Here is a 21,327-nt window from a genome sequence, read left to right on the forward strand (position 1 = left end):
TCACGGCTCCCACTGCCAGAACACGGTGCCCTTGAAGCTGAAGACCGTCTCGCCGCGCTGGTTCACGCCGGTGTTGCGGTGGGTGGCGAGGCCCCAGCCCGGGCGCGAGCCGGTGGGGCGGGCCTCCTCCAGGGTGCAGCTGTAGCGGATGGTATCGCCCGCGTAGACCGGTGCGCGCCAGCGCATGTCCCGGAAGCCCGGCGACGGCCCGAGCTGGGGCACCAGTCCGGTCTCCGCCGTCAGGGCGATGTCGCGCTCCCGCGTGATGTGCAGGCGCTTCATCCAGGCGGCGGCCGTGTGCCAGCCGGAGGCGCAGAGCCCGCCGAAATGGCTGCGCCGGGCCGCCTCCGGATCGAGGTGGAATTCCTGCCGGTCGTAGGCCCGCGCGAAGGCCATGATCTCCTCCGCGGTGAAGACATGGGGCCCGAGGTCGCGGCTGGTCCCGATCGGCGCGTCCTTCAGGAACAGCAGCGGCTCGCGATCCGTCGGCTCCTCGACGGCCGGGGGCGTGTCGAGCGTCACCGCGCGCGGGGGTAGCGGCTCGACGCCGCGGCGCGGGAACATCACCGTGAAGGTCTGGGTCATCACGGCCTGGTCGCGGCCGTTCAGCATGGTCAGGCCGAGCCGCACGAAGCCCCGGTCCTTCTTCGTGGTCGAGGCGCGGCACTCCTCCACGGTCGCGGCGATGCGCAGCGCGTCGCCCGGCAGCACCGGCCGGAGCCAGCGCAGCTGGTCGATGCCGGGCGAGCCCATCGAGCTGCCGCCCCGGAAGACGTGCTCCTGCAGCAGCCGCATGCCGAAGCCCGCCGTCTGCCAGCCCGAGCCGATGAGCTGGCCCACGAAGGTCGCCTTGGCGGCCTCGGCGTCGAGGTGGAAGGGCTGCGGGTCGAACTCGGCCGCGAAGGCGACGATCTCCCCCGCCGTCACGGTGATCGGGCCGCCCTCGATCACGGCGCCCGGGGTGAAATCCTCGAAGGCGATCCCGGTCATGACAGTCCTGTGCGGTTCGGTCGGCGATGGCGGGCGGGTGCGTCCCGGGCGCTCGGGCGCGGCTCCGCCGTCAGTTGGCGAAGCGGAAATGCAGCACGTCGCCGTCCTGCACCCGGTATTCCTTGCCCTCGAGCCGCAGCTTGCCGGCATCGCGCGCGCCCGCCTCGCCCTTCAGCGCGGTGTAATCGGCGTACGCGATGGTCTCGGCCCGGATGAAGCCCTTCTCGAAATCCGAGTGGATCACCCCCGCGGCGGCCGGCGCCTTGGTGCCCACCGGGATCGTCCAGGCGCGCGCCTCCTTGGGGCCGACGGTGAAGTAGGTGATCAGGCCGAGCAGATCGTAGCCCGCCCGGATCACCCGGTTCAGGCCGGGCTCGGCGAGGCCGACCGCCTCCAGGAACTCGGCCTGGTCGGCCGGCGCCATCACGGCGATCTCGCTCTCGATCTTGGCCGAGACCACGACCGCCCGGCCGCCCTCGGCCTCGGCGCGCGCCAGCACGGTGTCCGAGTAGGCGTTGCCCTTGTCGGCGTCGGCCTCGTCGACGTTGCAGACGTAGAGCACGGGCTTGGCCGTCATCAGGCCGAGCTGCTGGAACAGCGCCTCCTCCTCGGGCTTGCGCGAGACGAGGCGGGCGGGCTTGCCCTCGCGCAGCAGCGGCAGGGCGCGGTTGCAGAGGTCGAGGATCTCCTTGGCCTCCTTGTCGGCGCCCTTGGCCTTCTTCTCCAGCGACTGGGCGCGGCGCTCCAGGCTGTCGAGATCGGCCAGCATCAGCTCGGTCTCGATCGTCTCGATGTCGGCGGCCGGATCGACCTTGCCCTCGACATGGGTGACGTCGCCGTCGGTGAAGCAGCGCACCACGTGGGCGATGGCGTCGACCTCGCGGATGTTGGCGAGGAACTGGTTGCCCAGGCCCTCACCCTTCGAGGCGCCCCGCACGAGGCCGGCGATGTCCACGAAGGTGAGCCGCGTCGGGATGATCTCCTTCGAGGAGGCGATCCCGGCGAGCTGGTCGAGGCGCGGATCCGGCACCGCCACCTCGCCGACATTCGGCTCGATGGTGCAGAACGGGTAGTTCGCCGCCTGGGCCGCCGCGGTCTGCGTCAGCGCGTTGAAGAGGGTCGACTTGCCGACGTTCGGCAGGCCGACGATGCCGCATTTGAAGCCCATGGGTCCGGTTCCGGTCAGTTCCGCCGCAGCACGTCGTCGGGCGACGCGCGGACGGGGTTGGTGAGAGTCAGGCCCGTGGACACGGCGCCGTGCGCCGGGTCCTCGGTCGGGAAATCGCGGCCTCCGGCGAGCCGGTCTGCGGCCACCCGCAGGCCGTCGAACCCCTGATAGCCGGAGGTCATGCGCACGGGCCCTGCGCGTTCGGCCGCGTCCCGGCAGCCCCCGTGTCGCCCGGGCGCCTTGCGGTTCTGGTCCGTCGATCGCATCAGGGGGCCGGCGCGGAAGCGGCGCCCTCCCGCGCCCGGTGCAGCAGCGCCTCGTCCATCGTCAGGGTGAGGTTCTGCATAGCGGCCTCCGCGGGCTGTATCGTGTCCTGGTAAGGGCGTGTCAATTTCCGCGGCCGACCGCCTTCACGTCGTCCCAGCCGCGGCCCGCCATCGCGAGATGGACCTTGTTCTGGAAGCTCGCATCCTCGCCCGCGGCGAGCAGCGCGGCGTGGTCGGCCACCGCCCGGCAGAGATCCTCGACCCAGGGCTCCTCGCCCTTGCCGAAATCGTTCAGCACGTAGGCATGGACCAGCGCCTTGTCGCCCGGGTGCCCGATACCGAGCCGCACGCGCCGGTACTCGTTGCCGCATTGCGCCGTGATCGAGCGCAGGCCGTTATGCCCGGCATTGCCGCCGCCGAGCTTCACCCGCAGCTTGGCCGGGGCGAGGTCGAGCTCGTCGTGCAGCACGATGATGTCGCCGACGGCGATCTTGTAGAAGCGCTGCGCCTCGCCGACCGAGCGGCCGGACTCGTTCATGAAGGTCTGGGGCTTGAGCAGGATGGCGCGCTCGGTGCCGAGCGTCACCTCGGCGGCCTCGCCCTGGAAGCGGCGCCGGAACGGACTCGCCCGGTGCACGCGGGCGATCTCGTCGACGGCGAGGAAGCCGATATTGTGCCGGTTGCGCGCGTAGCGCGGGCCCGGATTTCCGAGGCCGACGATGAGCCGCATGATGCGCCGTCCCGAAGCTCAAGTGCTGCGCCACATAAGGAAATGCCCCGGCCGCGAGGCCGGGGCATGGCAGGAAACCCGTCGGCCCGGAGGCCTGCGCGGGCTTAGTCCTCGGTCTTCTCCGCGTCGCCCTCGGCGGCCTCGGCCTCGGCTTCCGCCTTCTCCTCGGCAGCCTCGCTCGACTGCGCCTCGGCGATGGCGGCCTCCTCGGCCTCCACCTCGGCGCCGAGCACCGTCGGCGGCACGATGTTGGCGACCGGATCGGTCGGCTCGCCGGTGTAGGTGCCGGCCGGGATCTTGAGATCCGAGACGTGGATCACGTCGCCGATCTCGCGGCCGGTGAGGTCGACCTCGATCGCGTCGGGGATCTGGTCGGGCGCCACCTCGAGGGAGAGCGTGTGCAGCGTGATGTTGAGGGTGCCGCCCTTCTGCTTGATGCCCGGCGCGGCGTCCTCGTTCACGAAGTGGACGGCCACGTCCACGGTGACGGCCTGGCCCGCGACGACGCGCAGGAAGTCGACGTGCAGCGGCACACCCGAGACCGGGTCGAGCTGGAAGTCGCGCGGGATGGCGCGGGTCTTCTTGCCGCCGGCATTGATCTCGAACAGCGTGGTCTTGAAGCCGCCGGCGTAGATCAGGGTGCGGGTGCGGACGAGGTCGATGGCGATCGATTGCGGCGGCTGGCCTCCGCCGTAGATGACGGCGGGAACGTTGCCCTGGCGACGAACGGCCCGGGCGGCCCCCTTGCCGACCCGGTCGCGTGCCACGGCCTCAAGCGTCTTGACTGCGCTCATGGCGTGATCCTTCTGATGTGATGGCCTGAGAAACGCAGAAGGCCGCCCGAAGCGGACGGCCCGACCCTTCCCAGCGCGCCCGTGCCTCCAAGGGTGTCTCAAGGGCGCGGGGCGCGCTTACACCGGATCGCGCGCCGAGGCAATCCTGAGGCGGGCCGCCGGCACCGCGATCGCCCCGGGTTCTCCGGTCCCGAGCGGCGGCGGTCGCGCCCCCGGCCTCGGGACTTCGGCTCCGCGCGGCTCTGTCCGCGCCGTGACATTGCCCGGGCGGGGTCGACGACGGGCGACGACGCGTCGGCAAAACCTTGCCAAGCGCCGAGCCCACTCGATAGAGCCGCCCCATCCTCCACCAGACGAGACGACGCCATGGCCAGCTACAAGCTCCTGCTCCTCCCCGGCGACGGGATCGGCCCCGAGGTGATGGCGGGCGTCGAGACCGTGCTGGGGGCGCTGCGCGAGACCGGCCTCGCGCGCTTCGAGACCGAGACCGACCTCGTCGGCGGCTCCGCCCTCGACGCGCACGGCAAGCCGCTCTCGGACGAGTCCCTGGCCCGGGCCGCCGCGGCCGATGCGATCCTGCTCGGCGCGGTGGGCGGACCGAAATGGGCGGGCGTCGCCTATGAGCTCCGGCCCGAGGCCGGGCTGCTGCGCCTGCGCAAGGATCTCGGCCTGTTCGCCAACCTGCGCCCGGCGATCTGCTATCCCGCGCTCGCCGACGCCTCGGCCCTGAAGCGGGACCTCGTCGAGGGCCTCGACATCATGATCGTGCGGGAGCTCACCGGCGGCGTCTATTTCGGCGAGCCGAAGGAGATCACCGTGCAGCCGGACGGCAGCAAGCGCGCCGTCGACACCCAGGTCTACACCACGGGCGAGATCGAGCGGATCGCGCACGTGGCCTTCGATCTCGCGCGGAAGCGCTCGGGCCGGGTGGCCTCGGCCGAGAAGCACAACGTGATGAAGTCCGGGGTGCTGTGGAAGGAGGTCGTCTCGCAGGTCCACGCGGCGCATTACACCGACGTGGCGCTGGAGCATGTGCTGGCCGACAATTGCGCCATGCAGCTGGTGCGCCGCCCCAAGCAGTTCGACGTGCTGGTGACCGACAACCTCTTCGGCGACGTGCTCTCGGACGTGGCCGCGATGCTCACCGGGTCCCTCGGCATGCTGCCCTCCGCCTCGCTCGGGGCGGCCGAGGCCGGCGGTCTGCGCAAGGCGCTCTACGAGCCGGTGCACGGCTCGGCGCCCGACATCGCCGGGGCCGACAAGGCGAACCCGATCGCGATGATCGGCTCCCTCGCCATGTGCCTGCGCTACTCGTTCGGGCTCGGCGAGGCGGCCGACCTCCTCGACGGCGCGATCACCGACACGCTGGCCACCGGCCTGCGCACCGCCGACATCGCGGGGCCCGAGGGCGCCGCCATCGGCACGCGGGCGATGGCCGAGGCGATCGCCGGGGCCGTCCGGGCCCGGGCGGCCTGAGTGCCGATCCCGGATCCGTCGCCGATCGCGTCGGGCAACGGCTCCGGGAGCCGAACCGGATCGGCTCGATCGCGCGACGGAGCGTCGAGCGTGGCTGTCCGGCTGATCCGCTGACGATTGGGTCCGGACGGGCGGCACGGTTCCGCCCGTCCGGACCCGTCTACGACCCGAGGAGCCTCCGCGTCCGGCGTGCCCGATCTCGCGAAGGCAGCGGCCATGCGCGCCGGAGCACCGGACCGGTCAGAGCAGACGGCGATCTCTCGTTCGTTCGCTGACCACGCCTCTCGCTTCACGGTGTCCGTCGAGACGCGGAGCCAACGGAGCAGTAAGCCCGGAACGTCGCAACGAGGTGCCTGAACAGCGCGTCGATCCGGGCGCTGCGCCGCACGTCTTCGTGCGCCACGATCCAGGTGTCGAGGACGTACACGACCCGATCCGGCAGAACGCGCACGAGGTCCCGGTCGCCGACGGGCACCTGCACGACGCCGATGCCGAGACCGGCGCGCACCGCGGCGAGTTGAGCCGGATGGCTGTCGCTCCGCAGGGCGACCCGCAACCGCCCGCCTGCCTCCCGGCTCAGCCCGTCGAGGACCGAACGGTCAGCCGGGGCGCGGTCCGGCGTGATCAGGTCGTGCCGGGGCAGGTCCGCGATCGTTTCCGGGAGGCCGTTGCGGTCGACATAGGCCGGGGCGGCGAAGAAGCCGAGCGGGATTCCTCCCACGTGTCGCGCCACGAGCGACGCCTGGCTCGGCTTCGCCATGCGCACGGCCACATCCGCCTCCTGCCCCGGAAGGTCGACATTCGCGTTGGTGAGCAGCAATTCGACCGTCAGGCGCGGATAGCGTTCGCGTAAGGTGGCCAGCATCGGCGGGACGACCTCGATGCCGACGAAGTCCGAGACGCTGAGCCGAACCGGACCCGCGATCTCGGAGGCCGCCCCCGCGGCGTCGCGCCGGAACGCTTCGGACGCGTAGGCCATGCGCCGCGCATGCTCGGCCAGGCCGCGCGCTTCGGGCGTCGGCGCGAGGCCGTTCACGCCACGCACGAAGAGCGGTTGCCCGATCGCGCGCTCCAGCGCTTCGATCCGATGCCGCACGGTAGGCTGGGAGAGGCCGAGCGCCCGCGCAGCCGCCGACAGGCTGCCCGTCTCGAGCACGGTCAGAAAGGCGCGCTGATCGTCCCAGCCCACATCGTCCGTGCTCATCACATTTCGATAGGCGGTTCATCGAAGCCGGTCAATTTCCTCGACGTGCGATCCGCGGCATCAGAGCGTCGACAGTGGAAGGAACGTGATGATGAAGACGGTTCTGGTGCTTGGTGCGACGGGCGGCGTCGGCGGTGCGGTCGCGCGGGCCATGCTGGCCCGGGACTGGCGCGTCATCGCCCTCGCGCGGGATCCGGCGCGATCGGCGAAGGCGTGGGGCTCAGCCGCCGCGCCGGATTGGCGGACCGGGGACGCCATGAACGAAGCGGATGTCGTGCGCGCGGCGGAGGGGGCCTGCGTGATCCTCCATGCGGTGAACCCCCCCGGATATCGTGGCTGGGACCGGGTCGTCCTGCCCATGCTCGACAACACGCTCGCGGCCGCACGGCACGCCGGTGCCCGGGTCGTGCTGCCGGGGACGATTTACAATTACGACCCGGCCACGATCACGACGATCGATGAGACCACGCCGCAGCGCCCGCGGAGCCGCAAGGGAGAGATTCGCGTCGAGATGGAGACGCGCTTGGCGGAGGCCGCGCCGGCGGTGCGAAGCCTCATCGTCCGGGCGGGCGATTATTTCGGTCCGGGAGCCGGCCAGAGCTGGTTCGCACAGGCCCTGGCCAAGCGACCGCTGACCCGGATCGTCAACCCCGGCACGCCCGGCGTCAGCCACGCCTTCGCGTTCCTGCCCGACCTCGCCGAGGTCATCGCGCGCCTGATCGAGTTGCCCCCGGATCGCCTGCAGCCCTGCGAGCGGGTGCAGTTCGCCGGCCACGACGTGTCGGAGGTTGGCGACATGGTCGCCGCGATCCGCCGGGCCTCCGGACGTCCGGACCTTCCCGAGCGCCGCTTTCCCTGGGGCTTGATGCGGGCGCTCGCGCCCTTCGGCGGGTTTCCGCGCGAGGTCATGGAGGTTCGCCCGTTCTGGAAGCGGCCCATCCACCTCGACGGACGACGCTTGACCGAACTCCTCGGCGATGTGCCGCGGACGTCGCTGGAGGCTGCCGTCATCCAGGCACTCCGGTCGTGACCGCTTGCGGGACGCCCTACGCCGGTCGAAATCGGTCGCTCGACGGTCGTGCCGCGCGCTGTCAGCCCCTGATCCGCGCGGTGTCGGCGGCGCGATCGCCAGGCCGGCATCCGCGGCGACGCCAGCCCTGAACGCAGGAAGGGCGCGCAGCCTGGCTGCGCGCCCTCCTCTTTCGAGAACGATCCGGTTGGGATCAGTACGGGTTGCCGTAGCGCGACACGTAGGAGGTGGGGTCGATCGCGTCGACGGCGGAGAAGTCGACGTTGCGGATCGCGCTCGACCGGGCGCCGATGAACGGCCCGTTGGTGATCGGATCGGGCAGGATGCCGGTGCCGAAGCGGTCGTTGCGACCGTAGACCGGGGTCAGGGCGTTCGACTGCGCGATCAGGACCGGGTTGGTCGCCGGGTTGCTCACCGAGCCGTTGCCGGGCTCGACGACGTTGCCGGCATCGAGCCAGCTGCGCGGGCGGATCCGGATCGGCAGCGGGCGGCTGACGCGGTAGAAACCCGTGGGGCGGCCGAAGCCGTCCTGGGCCTGGGCGGGAGCGCCGAGCCCGAGGCCGGTCACCGCGAGGGCGCCCAGAAGGGCGAACTTGAACGAGCGCATGACGCACCTTGATGAGAACGGGAGTGATCGTGGCGGGGAAAGCTTAACAATCCGCGCCCGCTTGTTGGGGAGTAGACGCCTCAGCGTTGCCGTTGTTCCGCCTGCACGGCCGAGCTTACCCATTTTCGCCGCACAATCGCCTCATTTTTTGGTGTCCGGACGTTTCCGGCCTCAGCCGTTGGGCGCGGGGCTGCGCCGGCCGCGGATCGAGCCGGTCCGGCCGGTGGCGGGCTCCGCCGCCTCGCGGAGCGCCGCCGGGCGACAGGTGGGATCGCGGCGGCGCGCGGCTGCCCGGAACAGGCTCGCGGCCGGCTCGTCGGCGCCCTCCAGAATCAAGGCGTCGAGGAGGCAGGCGACGGCGCGGGGTTCCGGCGGCTGGCCGAGGGGGGCGCAGAGCCAGCCGTCGATGCGGGTCGGCGCGGTCTCGAGCGTCGCGAATCCCGTGCAGATCCGGCGCGTCGCTCCGGCCAGCGTGGCCTCCAGGGTCTCGACCGCCCCGAACTTGGTGGCGATCCGATCGCGGCCGCCGGTGCGGATCACGGCGAGCCCGGGACCCTCGGCGCCGCGGCGGGCCAGCGTCACGAACAGGCTGGGCGCCGGCTCGGGGCCGGCCATGCGGGTGAGGGTCAGCCGCAGCGCGTTGGCCTCGTAATCCGCGAAGCTGCCGCGCGTCAGTGTCTCCTCGCGGGCGGCCGTCGTCGGGTTGATGCGTGCCGGCTCCAGCCGCACCGGATCGATCGCGTCCGCATCGTCGAGCCCGAGACGACCGGGCGGCGGCGGCGCGGCGGCCCGGGCGGGCGCCGCCGCGGTGGCGGGGACGAAGGCCGAGGCGGGCACGAGGTCGTCCGCGCCAGCCCGCGCGGACATCAGGGCCGCGTCGGGCGAACGCGCGGCGCGGGGAGCGGCGAGCAGGCTGAGGATCGCGATCGCGCCGGCCGCCAGCGCCAGCCGCAGGCCGAGCCGCAGCACGGCCGGCCGGCGCCCGGGGGCTCTGTCGGGCAGCGCCCGCGCGAGATGGTCCTGACCCTGCATCGTCCGCTCGACCCTCCGCGCCGGATCCCGTGCCGGCAAGGCCCGATCATGCGGCGGCGCCCGCCAGCGCCGGGTTTCCGCGGGGCGCGCGGCCGCCGGCTTTCTCGTCCCAGGGTGAATCGGGCGTTGCCGTCGCCGCGCCGGAACCTCCGCCGCTTGACAGGAGCGGCGTGCGGGCGTCTTTCTCGCGCCAGTCGTCCACCCTACCTGTTGCGCAGGCGGGGTGGTTCGGCCGTGCCTCGTTTGGGGCATCGGTTCGGTCGGACAGCCCGCCGCGCGCGGGACGCTGGTACGCCGCCGGGTCCGGGAGCGCTGCGGCGCACGGATCGCCGGGACACGCGGAGAGAACAATGGGCTACAAGGTCGCCGTCGTCGGCGCCACGGGCAACGTGGGCCGCGAGATGCTGGATATTTTGGCCGAGCGGGCCTTCCCCGCCGACGAGGTCGTGGCGCTCGCCTCGCGCCGCAGCCAGGGCCAGGAGGTCTCCTTCGGCGACAAGATCCTCAAGGTCAAAGCCCTCGACACCTACGATTTCTCCGACACCGACATCTGCCTGATGTCGGCGGGCGGCGAGACCTCCAAGGAGTGGTCGCCCCGCATCGGACAGCAGGGCTGCGTGGTCATCGATAACTCGTCGGCGTTCCGCTACGACGCGGACGTTCCGCTCATCGTTCCCGAGGTAAACGCCGACGCGATCACGGGCTTCACGAAGCGCAACATCATCGCAAACCCGAACTGCTCCACGGCGCAACTTGTCGTTGCATTAAAGCCCCTGCACGAGGCGGCCACCATCAAGCGCGTCGTGGTCTCGACCTACCAGTCGGTCTCCGGCGCCGGCAAGGACGCGATGGACGAGCTGTTCAACCAGACCCGCGCGGTCTTCACCGCGGGCGAGGTGACGAGCACCAAGTTCACCAAGCGCATCGCCTTCAACGTCATCCCGCACATCGATGTGTTCATGGAGGACGGCTACACGAAGGAGGAGTGGAAGATGGTCGCCGAGACCAAGAAGATGCTCGATCCCAAGATCAAGCTCACGGCGACCGCGGTCCGGGTGCCGGTCTTCATCGGCCACGCCGAGGCCGTGAACGTCGAGTTCGAGCGCCCGATCAGCCCCGAGCAGGCCACCGAGATCCTGCGCGCGGCGCCGGGCGTGCTCGTGATCGATAAGCGGGAGAACGGCGGCTACATGACCCCGCACGAGGCGGCGGGCGAGGACGCCACCTACATCTCCCGCATCCGCGAGGACGCGACGGTGGAGAACGGGCTGAACTTCTGGTGCGTCTCGGACAACCTGCGCAAGGGCGCGGCCCTCAACACGGTGCAGATCGCCGAGGTGCTGATCAACCGCAAGCTCCTGAACAAGGCCAAGAGCGCCGCCTGACCCGACGCTCCGGCGCGAGCCGGACCGCGCCGGACCACCGATCCTGACGCCGTCCCGCTCGCGGGGCGGCGTTCGACGTTGGCACCAGAGTAGGAAATAAAGACATATATTCCTGCTTTGTTCTGGTTTAAGATCCTAATCCCGGGTGATTCGGATCGGTGCGATGGCCAGACAGCCGCGGTTCGGTGACGAGGTCGAGAGCCTGAAGGGCCTGCTGGCCGGTCTGTCCCTCGACACGAAGCTGCTCCGCCTGGAGCAGGCCCTGCGCAAGGACTGGTCCGACCAGCCGCGCGCCCCGGCCGGACAGCCGGACGGCGGCCGATGGGTCGGTGTCGGGCAGCGGACGCTCGGCGCCGAGGACGTGCAGCGGCTGATCAGGCCGCAATGGGCAGCGATGCCCGGGGCCGAGCCCGCGCAGACCCGAGACGAAACGCGCCTTGAGGACGGCACGCGCGTGCTGTCGCTCCGCATCCGGGCAAGGCGGCGCGATTTCGACGCGCAGCACCTCGTCACCGCGCCGGACGGCGAGAGCCGGGTCTTCGAGACCTCCGGCGCGACGCAGACCATTCGGGACGGCGTCTCCGGCGAGGTCCTGTCCCGCAGCACCTTCACGGAGGGCGGCGTCGAAGCGGACGCCACGGTGCAGCCCGCGTTCCTGCAATTCGTCCCCCCAGCCGTGGCGGCCGTTCAGGTGCTGCGGACCCTGGAACTCGCCGGCACCCTGTTCTCGGTCCTCTCGGCGCATCGTGACGGCTACGGCACCGTCCTGGGCATGACGGCGCACGAGTTCCGTGGGGCCGAGGATTTCAAGACCCAACCGGCGATCTGGGTCGGCCAGCTCGATCAGGCGCAGCTCGATGCCGCCTGTCCGAAGACGGGCGAGATTCAGGCCGAATTGGACGCGACGAACACCGCTGTTCGGCAAAGCGGCCAGTACCGCACGCCGATCGAGATCGGCAACGCCGTTCATCGCAGGATGGATGACTGGGTGAAGAGCAAGGATGACACCAATTTCCAGTCGGAACTCCTCATCGGCAAGCCTCGCAAGCGCGGCGAACCGGGTGCGGTCAAGGCCAGCCGGCTCGACCTCTTTCATCGGGCCGAACCCACGGTCGCGTGCATCTACGATCACAAGACGGGTGCGGTTGGCATCGAGTGGTCCGACGCGATTCGCTACGCGACTGCCGCGAAGAAGAAATTCCCCGAAGTCCTCCGGATCATCCTCACTCAGATGCGACCGCGCTCATGACCAACATCAAGCAGAAGAAGTGGCTCTTTCGGGAAGTGCTTGCGCGCAATCCCGACCTCGTACAGATCGACGGGTCTTCGATCTGGATCAAGCCGATCCAGCATGTATCCGCTCAGATTTACATCGAAGGATGTAGCAATCCAAATATCTTCACTCCACAATGGAGTGTGGCGCCTCTGTACTGGGCTGGGTATCGAGCTGTCGATGATATCGGAAATGTCACCGAGTACATTTATAAGGAGCCTCACCCGGCCCCATTCACCAGGGAGTACTTCCTGCAGCCAGGATACCAACGGCGCCCCGAGTTTCCCGAACTCGCAAAATGGCGCGAGACATTGGGATGTTGGAAGTGGTCCGATCCTGAGGTCGCCTCCATCTTCACGCGCGCCGTCGAGACGCAAGTGCTGCCGCTTCTTCGTCCAATGGCGCAGGACCACTGGGCGTATCTCGACTTCTATCGAAGCTACATCGTCCGCCGCGGCGACCTTCACGAGGAGGAGCACCTCGCCATCGCGCTCGCCGCCGGTGAACTGGACGACGCACGCGCGATCCTCGCGCGCGTCATGTGGAGATACGAGCCCGACAGCTTTGGCGACTACGTGATCCCCGAACCGCTCCTCTATCCGGAGCGCGGCCAGCGCACGCGGCGTGCGATGGCCGCCTTCGAGAAGGCGGTGCTCTGCTTCGAGTATCGCCGGATACGCCGCCGTATCCTGGATCTCATCGAACCGCTTCGGATCGGCGACCGCGCCGCCCTCGCGGCGATCATCCGCGGCTGGGAGGCCGAAATGGTGCGGGGTCAGAGCTACGAGCGATACTGGGAGCCGGCTCCCCTCCCGATCGAGCAAGCGATTTCGTAGTTAGTGGGCATAATTCCCACATCATTGAGAAACATCCGCCGGCTACAGCGCGCCTATTCGTCCCGCACACCCGCTGCCCGTGCCCGATTCAAGTCCCCCGTGTCGCCGTATACCTGGCGCCCTGGTTGTTGCCCTCCTCGTCCTCTGGGTCGCGGCCGTGCTCTGGACGGAACACGCGCAGCCGCTGACGCCGCCGGTGGTGCCCTATTCCACGACCTCACGCTGAGGCGACGGCCTCCAGCAGCGTGACGCTGCCGTCAGCAATCGCGCGCCGGTGAGGCGTGAGCCTTGCCGTGTTCCAATCCCGGCGCGCGATGCCGTGCGTCAGGCCGAGCTCGCGTCCGGCCGGTCGCTACCGGACCGGTGCCGTGCCGGTCGGGCGAAATGCGAAGACCTGCGGCCGACCACCTTGCACTGGCCTCGATCCGGGTCTATCTAGCGCTCAACAGTTCTGATGGCAGTCGATAGGCTGCGGTTCGGAGTGGGTCCCCCGGGGCCCGCTCTTTTTTATTGCCGCAGCCTGCCTCTGCCCGCATCGCGCGCCCTTGAGGCGCCGGAGATCGACCGGCATGGCAGAGACGGCCCAAGCCCCCGAGAAACGCCTCGTCGGCGAGACCGGCCCCGCCGCGCGCGTGGTGCAGGTGATCGAAGGAGCTGTCGAGGGGCTGGGCTACCGCATCGTGCGGGTGAAGGTCCTAGCGGTGAACGGCGACACCGTGCTGCAGATCATGGTCGAGCGGCCGGACGGCACCTGCACGATCACGGATTGCGAGGCCGTGAGCCGCACGATCTCGCCGCTCCTCGACCTCGACGACCCGGTGGGCGGCGCCTACAACCTCGAGATCTCCTCGCCGGGCATCGACCGACCGCTGGTGCGGGTCTCGGATTTCGCGCGCTGGGCAGGCTACGAGGCCAAGGTTGAGCTGGCCCGCCCCCTCGACGGGCGCAAGCGCTTCCGGGGGCTGCTCGGCGTGCCGGATCCGGCGGCGCTGACCGTGCCGATCGACCTGCCCGACGTGAAGGAGGGCCTGCCGAGCCGGATCGTCCTGCCGCTCGCCGATCTCGGCGAGGCCCATCTCGTCCTCACCGACGAACTGATCCGCGAATCGCTGCGCCGCGGTGGTCCTCCGGGCGAGGACGACGAGGCCTTCGACGACTCGGACGAGGAGGCGGAGGATGATGCGCCGGAGGACGCAGCGCCGTTGCAGGTGCGGGTGATCCCGGCGCCTAAGCGCCCGAAGCCGAAGGCCGACAAGCCGGTGAAGGCGAAGGCGGCGCCGGCCAGGACCGGCCCGAAGAAGCCCGTGATCACCAAGGCGAACCGCCTGAAGGATCGCGATTCGCTGCACTGAGTCCCGTTCGCCCGTTTCGCGCCCGTTCAGCCGGCGCGATGTTCAGAGTTCGTACGAGAAGGAACCGACACCGATGGCCGTCGTCAGCGCCAACAGGCTCGAACTCCTCCAGATCGCCGACGCGGTCGCCCGCGAGAAGGTGATCGACCGTTCCATCGTCATCGACGCGATGGAGGAGGCGATCGCCAAGGCTGCCCGCTCCCGCTACGGCGCGGAGACCGACGTGCACGCCGAGATCGACCCGAAGACCGGGGCATTGCGGCTGTCCCGCCACCTGCTCGTCGTCGATCAGGTCGAGAACGACGCCCGCGAGATCACCCTCGATCAGGCCCGTCGCTACAATCCGGGCGCGCTCGTCGGCGACGTGATCTCCGACACTCTGCCGCCCTTCGATTTTGGGCGCGTCGCCGCCCAATCGGCCAAGCAGGTGATCGTGCAGAAGGTGCGCGACGCCGAGCGCGACCGTCAGTTCGAGGAATACAAGGACCGCATCGGCGAGGTGGTCAACGGCCTCGTCAAGCGCGTCGAGTACGGCAACGTCATCGTCGATCTCGGCCGCGGCGAGGGCATCGTGCGCCGCGACGAGATGATCCCGCGCGAGACCTTCCGCCCCGGCGACCGCATCCGCTCCTACCTGTTCGATGTGCGTCGCGAGGTGCGCGGGCCGCAGATTTTCCTCTCGCGCTCGCACCCGCAATTCATGGCCAAGCTCTTCGGCCAGGAAGTGCCGGAGATCTACGACGGCATCGTCGAGGTGAAGGCGGTGGCCCGCGACCCGGGCTCGCGCGCCAAGATCGCGGTGATCTCGCGCGACGGCTCGATCGATCCCGTGGGCGCCTGCGTCGGCATGCGCGGCTCGCGCGTCCAGGCGGTGGTGGGCGAGCTTCAGGGCGAGAAGATCGACATCATCCCGTGGTCGGAAGATCAGGCCACCTTCATCGTCAACGCGCTGCAGCCGGCCGAGGTGGTCAAAGTGGTGCTCGACGAGGAGGCCGACCGCATCGAGGTGGTGGTGCCCGACGACCAGCTCTCGTTGGCGATCGGCCGCCGCGGCCAGAACGTACGCCTCGCTTCCCAGCTCACCGGCTGGGACATCGACATCCTGACCGAGGCGGAGGAATCCGAGCGGCGCCAGAAGGAATTCGCCGAGCGGACTCAGACCTTCATGGAGGCCCTCGACGTGGACGAGACGGTCGGGCAGCTGCTCGCCGCGGAAGGCTTCCGCACCGTCGAGGAGATCGCCTACGTCGACACCCAGGAGCTTTCCGGCATCCAAGGCCTCGACGAGGAGACCGGCGCCGAGATCCAGGCCCGCGCGCAGGACCACCTCGCGCGGATCGAGCAGGAGCACGACGAGCGCCGTACCGAGCTCGGCGTCGCCGACGAGCTGCGCGAGATCGAGGGCATCACCACGCCGATGATGGTGGCGCTCGGCGAGAACGACGTGAAGTCGATCGAGGACCTCGCAGGCTGCGCGACCGACGACCTCGTCGGCTACACCGAGGGCCGCGGCCCCGAGGCGGTGCGCCACGCAGGCTTCCTCGACGGCTTCGAGGTCTCCCGCGCGGAGGCCGAAGCCATGATCATGGCCGCCCGCCGACACGCCGGCTGGATCGAGGCTGTCGCCGAGGAGCCGGAGGCCGAGAATGCCGCAGGTGCCGAGGGCGAGGTCGAGGAGGCCTGACGGACACGGGACCAATCATGAGCGAGGCGCAGGATCAGGGGGGCGACCTCCCCGAACTCGATGCCGGCCCCGGCCGGCGTCCGCCGAAGCGCACCTGCATCGTCACCCGGACGGTGCAGGGGCCGGATGCGATGATCCGCTTCGTGCTCGGCCCCGAGGGCGCGGTGGTGCCCGACCTGCGGGCCCGCCTGCCCGGCCGCGGCGCCTGGGTCACCGCCCGACGCGACCTCATCGCCGACGCGGTGCGGCGGCGGCAGTTCCAGCGCGCCTTCCGGGGCAAGGCCGGCGCCGTGCCGGCCGATCTCGCCGACCGGATCGCCGCACATCTGCGCGAGGATTTGCGCCAGGCCCTCGCGCTGGCCAACAAGGCGGGCTGCGTGGTGGCAGGGTTCGGTAAGGTCGAGTCCGCCATTGGCGGCGAGCCGGGCGTGGCGGCCCTCTTCCACGCTGCTGAGGCGAGCCCCGACGGCCGGCGCAAACTCGCCGGAGCATTGCACCGCCGGCATGGCGATGCCATATCGAGGATCCCGATCGTGGACGACCTGTCCGAGGACGAATTGGACATGGCCTTGGGTCGGGATCATGTGATACACGCTGCGCTCGTCGCAGGAGTCGGAGCCGCCGGCTGCCTGGCGCGTTGGCGTCGGCTTCGCTCCTTCGAGAGCGCCGGTACGGCGATCGAGGAGCCGGGTTCTGCCCGCGACGACAGGGGCGCGCCACCGTCTTAGGCGGTGGATGGCTTCCTGTCGCGCACGGGCCTCGGTCCGCGGGCGAGCAGGGCGCGACATCTAAAGGATTTCTCGGCCGGATCCGTGGGGTTGCCCACAGCGTCCTGCTCAGAACGGATCAGGTCGGCGCCCTGTGGGCGACCGGTTCACGGGATGATGGAAACCCTCAAGGGTTCAAACTGAATGAGCGATACGAACAATCCGGGCGACAAGACTCTGAGCAAGGCACCCGCGAAGCCGCTGTCTCTCAAGCGGCCGGTCGAGTCGGGGACCGTGCGGCAGAGCTTCTCCCACGGCCGCTCCAAGCAGGTCGTGGTGGAGGTGAAGCGCCGTGTGATCGGTGCTGCACCCGGCGCCCAGGCCCCTGCCCGCGAAGCGCCGCCTCCGCCGAGGCCCGCGCCCGCGGCGCCCGCACCCGCGCCGCGCCCGGCGCAGCGCGCGGCGTCAGGCGTCGTCCTCCGGACCTTGAGCGAGCAGGAGCGCGATGCGCGCGCCGCCGCTCTGGCCGATGCACAGCGCCGTGAGCAGGAGGCCCGGCAGCGGGCCGAGGCAGAGGCCTCCGCCCGTCGGGAAGCGGAGCTCGCCGCCCAGCGTGAGCGTGAGGCCGCCGAGGCCCGTAAACGCGAGGCGGAGGCGGAAGCCCGTCGGCAGCAGGAGGAAGAGCGCCAGCGCGCCGCTGCCGCTGCTGCCGAGGCTGCGGCCAAGGCCGCTGCGCCGGCACCTGCCGCGCCGGAGCCCGCTATCGCCGCCCCGGCGACCGAGCCGGTCGCGACCGTTCCCGTCGCTGCGGCGCCCACGCCTGCCCCAGCACCGGCCGCCAAGCCGACGGCTGCGCCGAGCGTGGCCGCGCGTCCTGCTGGGGCCGCACCGCGTGTTGCGACCGCGGCGCCGCGCGCTGGCTCCCCCGTTGCCCGTTCCACGGCGGCAGCGCCCGGCGCGATCGCCCCGCGCGCGCCGCGCCCGGCCTCGTCCGAGCCGCGCAAGACCATCACGGCGGATGTGCGCAAGCCGCGCGATCTGAACTTCATGGCTCGTCCGGCCCCCGCGCCGGAACCCGAGAAGGCGCCAACCCCGGCGACCGCCGCCCGTCCTGCCGGCGCTGCCGCTGCGCGCCCCGCCGCCGGCCGCGCCGCTGTCCCGGCCGACGACGAGAGCGACACGAAGCGGGTGATCCGTCGGCCCGGCATGCCGCTCAAGATCATCGCGGCTCCCAAGGCGCCGAAATCGCCGGGTGGGGACCGTAACCGCGGCCGCCTGACCATCGCCACCGCCACGTCCGGTGAGGACGAACGGACGCGCTCCGTCGCCTCGTTCCGGCGTCGCCAGCAGCGCATGAGCGGTCATCGCCAAGCGGAGCAGAAGGAGAAGCTGTCCCGCGAGGTGACGATCCCCGAGACGATCACGATCCAGGAACTCGCCAACCGCATGTCGGAGCGGGCCGTCGACGTGATCCGGCTGCTGATGAAGCAGGGGCAGATCCACAAGATTACCGACGTCATCGACTCGGACACCGCGCAGCTGATCGCCGAGGAACTCGGCCACACCGTGCGCCGGGTCGCGGAATCCGACGTCGAGGAAGGCCTGACCTCGGACGAGCCGGATCTGGAGGAGGATCTCGATCCCCGTCCGCCGGTCGTCACGATCATGGGCCACGTCGATCACGGCAAAACATCGCTCCTCGACGCCATCCGAAAGGCGAACGTGGTCGAGGGCGAGGCCGGCGGCATCACCCAGCATATCGGCGCCTATCAGGTCTCGGCGCCGTCGGGCGATCTGATCACCTTCATCGATACGCCCGGCCACGCGGCCTTCACCTCCATGCGCGCCCGCGGTGCCAAGGTGACGGACATCGTGGTGATCGTGGTGGCCGCCGACGACGGCGTCATGCCCCAGACCATCGAGGCGATTCAGCACGCCAAGGCGGCCGGCGTCCCGATGATCATCGCCATCAACAAGATCGACAAGCCGGACGCGAATCCGCAACGCGTCCGTACCGAGCTGCTGCAGCACGACATCCAGGTGGAGTCGATGGGCGGCGAGACTCTTGAGTTCGAGGTGTCTGCCAAGACCGGCGACGGCCTTCCGGAGCTGCTCGACGGCCTGCAGCTCCAGGCCGAGATCATGAACCTGCGCGCGAACGAGAAGCGCGACGGCGAGGGCACGGTCATCGAGGCCCAGCTCGACCGCGGCCGGGGCCCCGTCGCCACGGTGCTCGTCCAGCGCGGCACCCTCTTCACCGGCGACATCGTGGTTGCCGGTGCCGAGTGGGGCCGCGTGCGCGCCCTGATCGACGACCAGGGCGAGAACGTCCAGTATGCGGGTCCTTCGGTCCCCGTGGAGATCCTGGGCTTCAACGGCACCCCGGATGCGGGCGACCGCGTCATCGTGGTGCCGAACGAGGCAAGGGCCCGCGAGGTCACCGAGTACCGCGCCCGGCAGAAGCGCGAGCGCCAGAACGCCCGCACGGGCGGCGCGAACCGCTCGCTCGTCGACATGATGCGCGAGATGAAGGAAGGCGCCGGCCGCAAGGAGCTGCCGATCGTCATCAAGGCCGATGTGCAGGGCTCGGTCGAGGCGATCTCGGGTGCGTTGGACAAGCTCGGCAACGACGAGGTCGGCGCGCGTATCCTGCTCGCCGGCGTCGGCGGCATCACCGAGTCGGACATCACCCTGGCGCAGGCCTCGAAGGCCGTCGTCATCGGCTTCAACGTCCGCGCCCACAAGGAGGCGCGGGAATCGGCCGAGCGCAACGGCGTCGAGATCCGCTACTACAACATCATCTACGACCTCGTGGACGATATTAAGTCGACGCTGTCGGGGATGCTGCCGCCGACGCTGCGCGAGGAGCGTCTCGGCGAGGCGGTCGTCCAGGAGGTATTCGAGGTCTCGAAGGTCGGCAAGGTCGCGGGTTGCCGCGTCCAGGACGGCATCGTCGAGCGCGGCGCCCATGTCCGCCTGATCCGCGACAGCGTGGTCATCCACGAGGGCAAGCTGAAGACGCTCAAGCGCTTCAAGGACGATGCCAAGGAAGTCACGTCCGGTCAGGATTGCGGCATGGCCTTCGAGAATTTCGAGAACATGCGCGCGGGCGACGTGATCGAGTGCTACCGGGTCGAAGAGATCCGCCGCACCCTCTGAAGCGACCGGTTCCGGCCGGGCACGGCGGCTGCAGCCTGAGGCTGCGGCCGCCGTTCTCTTTCCGACGCTCCGTCACGGCGCTCGCCGCGATGGGCGCAGAGCAGTCAAGGTATGGCCCAGAAACCTTCCCCAGCCGGCCCGTCGCAGCGTCAGCAGCGCGTCGCCGAACTCGTGCGCCACGCCCTCGCCGAGGTGCTGCAGCGCGGCGACGTCCAGGACCCGGTCCTCGCCTCCCACGTCGTGACCGTGCCGGAGGTCCGGATGTCGCCTGACCTGAAGCTCGCCACGGCCTACATCATGCCGCTCGGCGGCCAGGACGAGGCTCCGGTCCTGGCTGCCCTCGACCGCAACCGGAAGGTGCTGCGCCAGGAGGTGGCCCGGCGCGTCAATCTGAAATACGCGCCCGAGCTGAGGTTCCGGCGCGACGAGACCTTCGACGAGGCCGCGCGCATCGACCGCCTGCTCCGCGACGAACGGGTCGCGCGCGATCTCGACCGGCCCGAATCAGAACCGGACGCCGATGCCGGGCATTGAGCCCAGCAGCCCAGTGATTTCGGCCGCGGGTGCGCAGCCCGCCGCCGCGCGAGAGGACATGTAAGGTCTTGATCAACGACATCACGCCCCCGGAGCGCCCGGCCGCCGAGATGCCCGCCCGTGAGCGTCACACCGCGGGCGAGCGCCGTCCCCAGCGTGGCGGCCCGCGGCCGGATCGGCCCAAAAAGCGCGACGTCTCCGGCTGGGTCATCCTCGACAAGGGCGTCGGAATGACCTCGACCCATGCCGTCGCGGTGGTGAAGCGCGCCTTCAACGCCAAGAAGGCGGGCCATGCCGGGACCCTCGATCCGCTGGCCTCCGGCATCCTGCCGATCGCGCTCGGCGAGGCGACCAAGACGGTCCCGTTCGTGATGGACGGCCGCAAGTCGTACCGCTTCACCGTCGCCTGGGGCACCGAGACCGATACCGACGACGGCGAGGGCCGGCCGGTCGCGACGAGCGATGCCCGTCCGACGCGGGAGGCCGTGGAGGCCGCGTTGCCGAACTTCGTCGGGGCGATCGAGCAGGTGCCGCCGCGCTACTCGGCGATCAAGATCCAGGGCGAGCGCGCCTACGATCTCGCCCGCGACGGCGAGGTGGTGGAACTCGCCGCGCGTCCGGTGCAGATCGATCGTCTCGCGGTGGTCGAGCACACGGGCGACCATACGGTCATCGAGGCCGAGTGCGGCAAGGGGACCTATGTGCGGGCACTCGCCCGCGACCTCGGCCGCATGCTGGGATGCAACGGACACGTCTCGGCCCTGCGCCGCACCCGGGTCGGGCCCTTCGCCGAGGCCGAGGCCTGCGCGGTCCAGACTCTCGATGCCGCGGGCGCCGACGGCGTGGTGGCCCATCTCCACCCGGTCGAGACCGCCCTCGACGGGGTGGCCTCCACCGCCGTGTCGCGGGACATGGCCCTGCGCCTGATGCGCGGCCAGTCCGTGATCCTGCGCGGGCGCGATGCACCGGTCGAGGGCAAGGTCTTCGCCACCTGCGGCGGGATCCTGGTCGCGGTGGGTGACGTGGAGCGCGGCGAGCTGGTGCCCCACCGGGTCTTTCATCTCGGCGGCACTGCGGCCAACCGCCCAGCCTGAGCCCGG

The 21,327-nt window shown here is 70.3% G+C and carries 20 protein-coding genes; 11 read left to right on the forward strand and 9 right to left on the reverse strand.

The window, feature by feature from the left end:
* The 6 genes from ACS5RC_RS10885 to ACS5RC_RS10910 form a co-directional block, all read right to left on the reverse strand.
* Complete coding sequence (locus ACS5RC_RS10885; protein ID WP_478343861.1) at nt 1–990, reverse strand: MaoC family dehydratase; 990 nt, start codon at nt 988–990, stop codon at nt 1–3.
* 70 nt (nt 991–1,060) lie between these two features.
* The gene (gene ychF, locus ACS5RC_RS10890) at nt 1,061–2,158 is read right to left on the reverse strand and encodes a redox-regulated ATPase YchF (RefSeq protein ID WP_478343862.1); all 1,098 of its coding nucleotides are present in this window, start codon (nt 2,156–2,158) and stop codon (nt 1,061–1,063) included.
* Between the two features lie 14 nt (nt 2,159–2,172).
* Nucleotides 2,173–2,340, reverse strand: a complete 168-nt coding sequence (locus ACS5RC_RS10895) for a hypothetical protein (RefSeq protein ID WP_478343863.1) — start codon at nt 2,338–2,340, stop codon at nt 2,173–2,175.
* Between the two features lie 83 nt (nt 2,341–2,423).
* Nucleotides 2,424–2,549, reverse strand: coding sequence for a hypothetical protein (locus ACS5RC_RS10900; protein ID WP_478343864.1), 126 nt, complete (start codon nt 2,547–2,549; stop codon nt 2,424–2,426).
* The gene (gene pth, locus ACS5RC_RS10905; RefSeq protein WP_478343865.1) at nt 2,546–3,154 is read right to left on the reverse strand and encodes an aminoacyl-tRNA hydrolase; all 609 of its coding nucleotides are present in this window, start codon (nt 3,152–3,154) and stop codon (nt 2,546–2,548) included. Before pth ends, ACS5RC_RS10900 begins: the two co-directional genes overlap by 4 nt.
* Before the next feature lie 104 nt (nt 3,155–3,258).
* Nucleotides 3,259–3,948: a 50S ribosomal protein L25/general stress protein Ctc gene (locus ACS5RC_RS10910; RefSeq protein WP_478343866.1), complete on the reverse strand. Its 690-nt coding sequence runs from the start codon at nt 3,946–3,948 to the stop codon at nt 3,259–3,261.
* Nucleotides 3,949–4,314: 366 nt separating this feature from the next.
* On the opposite strand from ACS5RC_RS10910, the gene leuB reads away from it, so the two are divergent.
* Nucleotides 4,315–5,424, forward strand: coding sequence for a 3-isopropylmalate dehydrogenase (gene leuB / locus ACS5RC_RS10915; protein WP_478343867.1), 1,110 nt, complete (start codon nt 4,315–4,317; stop codon nt 5,422–5,424).
* 289 nt (nt 5,425–5,713) lie between these two features.
* Here leuB and ACS5RC_RS10920 read toward each other — a convergent pair whose 3' ends face one another.
* Entirely contained in the window at nt 5,714–6,628 is a 915-nt protein-coding gene (locus tag ACS5RC_RS10920; RefSeq protein WP_478343868.1) for a LysR family transcriptional regulator, read from the reverse strand.
* 88 nt (nt 6,629–6,716) lie between these two features.
* On the opposite strand from ACS5RC_RS10920, the gene ACS5RC_RS10925 reads away from it, so the two are divergent.
* The gene (locus tag ACS5RC_RS10925; protein ID WP_478343869.1) at nt 6,717–7,658 is read left to right on the forward strand and encodes an NAD(P)H-binding protein; all 942 of its coding nucleotides are present in this window, start codon (nt 6,717–6,719) and stop codon (nt 7,656–7,658) included.
* Between the two features lie 193 nt (nt 7,659–7,851).
* On the opposite strand, the gene ACS5RC_RS10930 is transcribed toward ACS5RC_RS10925, so the two are convergent.
* Entirely contained in the window at nt 7,852–8,265 is a 414-nt protein-coding gene (locus ACS5RC_RS10930) for a hypothetical protein (protein WP_478343870.1), read from the reverse strand.
* Between the two features lie 171 nt (nt 8,266–8,436).
* On the reverse strand, nt 8,437–9,297 hold the full coding sequence (locus ACS5RC_RS10935) for a hypothetical protein (protein WP_478343871.1): 861 nt from the start codon (nt 9,295–9,297) through the stop codon (nt 8,437–8,439).
* Between the two features lie 350 nt (nt 9,298–9,647).
* Here ACS5RC_RS10935 and ACS5RC_RS10940 point away from each other — a divergent pair, with 350 nt between their 5' ends.
* The 9 genes from ACS5RC_RS10940 (at nt 9,648) to truB (ending at nt 21,321) form a co-directional block, all read left to right on the forward strand.
* Entirely contained in the window at nt 9,648–10,682 is a 1,035-nt protein-coding gene (locus tag ACS5RC_RS10940) for an aspartate-semialdehyde dehydrogenase (RefSeq protein WP_478343872.1), read from the forward strand.
* Between the two features lie 163 nt (nt 10,683–10,845).
* Nucleotides 10,846–11,931 (forward strand): hypothetical protein, encoded by a 1,086-nt coding sequence (locus tag ACS5RC_RS10945; RefSeq protein WP_478343873.1) that lies wholly within the window; start codon nt 10,846–10,848, stop codon nt 11,929–11,931.
* Nucleotides 11,928–12,791: a hypothetical protein gene (locus ACS5RC_RS10950; RefSeq protein WP_478343874.1), complete on the forward strand. Its 864-nt coding sequence runs from the start codon at nt 11,928–11,930 to the stop codon at nt 12,789–12,791. The genes ACS5RC_RS10945 and ACS5RC_RS10950 overlap by 4 nt, the downstream gene beginning before the upstream one ends.
* A gap of 569 nt (nt 12,792–13,360) precedes the next feature.
* The gene (gene rimP, locus ACS5RC_RS10955) at nt 13,361–14,143 is read left to right on the forward strand and encodes a ribosome maturation factor RimP (RefSeq protein ID WP_478343875.1); all 783 of its coding nucleotides are present in this window, start codon (nt 13,361–13,363) and stop codon (nt 14,141–14,143) included.
* Between the two features lie 73 nt (nt 14,144–14,216).
* Nucleotides 14,217–15,827 carry a transcription termination factor NusA gene (gene nusA, locus ACS5RC_RS10960; RefSeq protein ID WP_478343876.1) on the forward strand — a complete coding sequence of 537 codons (1,611 nt, stop codon included), beginning with the start codon at nt 14,217–14,219 and terminating at the stop codon, nt 15,825–15,827.
* A gap of 17 nt (nt 15,828–15,844) precedes the next feature.
* On the forward strand, nt 15,845–16,555 hold the full coding sequence (locus tag ACS5RC_RS10965; RefSeq protein ID WP_478343877.1) for an RNA-binding protein: 711 nt from the start codon (nt 15,845–15,847) through the stop codon (nt 16,553–16,555).
* 183 nt (nt 16,556–16,738) lie between these two features.
* Complete coding sequence (gene infB / locus ACS5RC_RS10970) at nt 16,739–19,693, forward strand: translation initiation factor IF-2 (protein ID WP_478343878.1); 2,955 nt, start codon at nt 16,739–16,741, stop codon at nt 19,691–19,693.
* A 111-nt stretch (nt 19,694–19,804) separates the two neighbouring features.
* A complete protein-coding gene (gene rbfA, locus ACS5RC_RS10975) occupies nt 19,805–20,227 on the forward strand; it encodes a 30S ribosome-binding factor RbfA (protein WP_478343879.1) in 423 nt (140 codons plus the stop codon).
* Nucleotides 20,228–20,337: 110 nt separating this feature from the next.
* The gene (gene truB / locus ACS5RC_RS10980; protein ID WP_478343940.1) at nt 20,338–21,321 is read left to right on the forward strand and encodes a tRNA pseudouridine(55) synthase TruB; all 984 of its coding nucleotides are present in this window, start codon (nt 20,338–20,340) and stop codon (nt 21,319–21,321) included.
* Nucleotides 21,322–21,327: the final 6 nt, after the last annotated feature.

The organism is Methylobacterium sp. HJ2 (assembly GCF_056431005.1).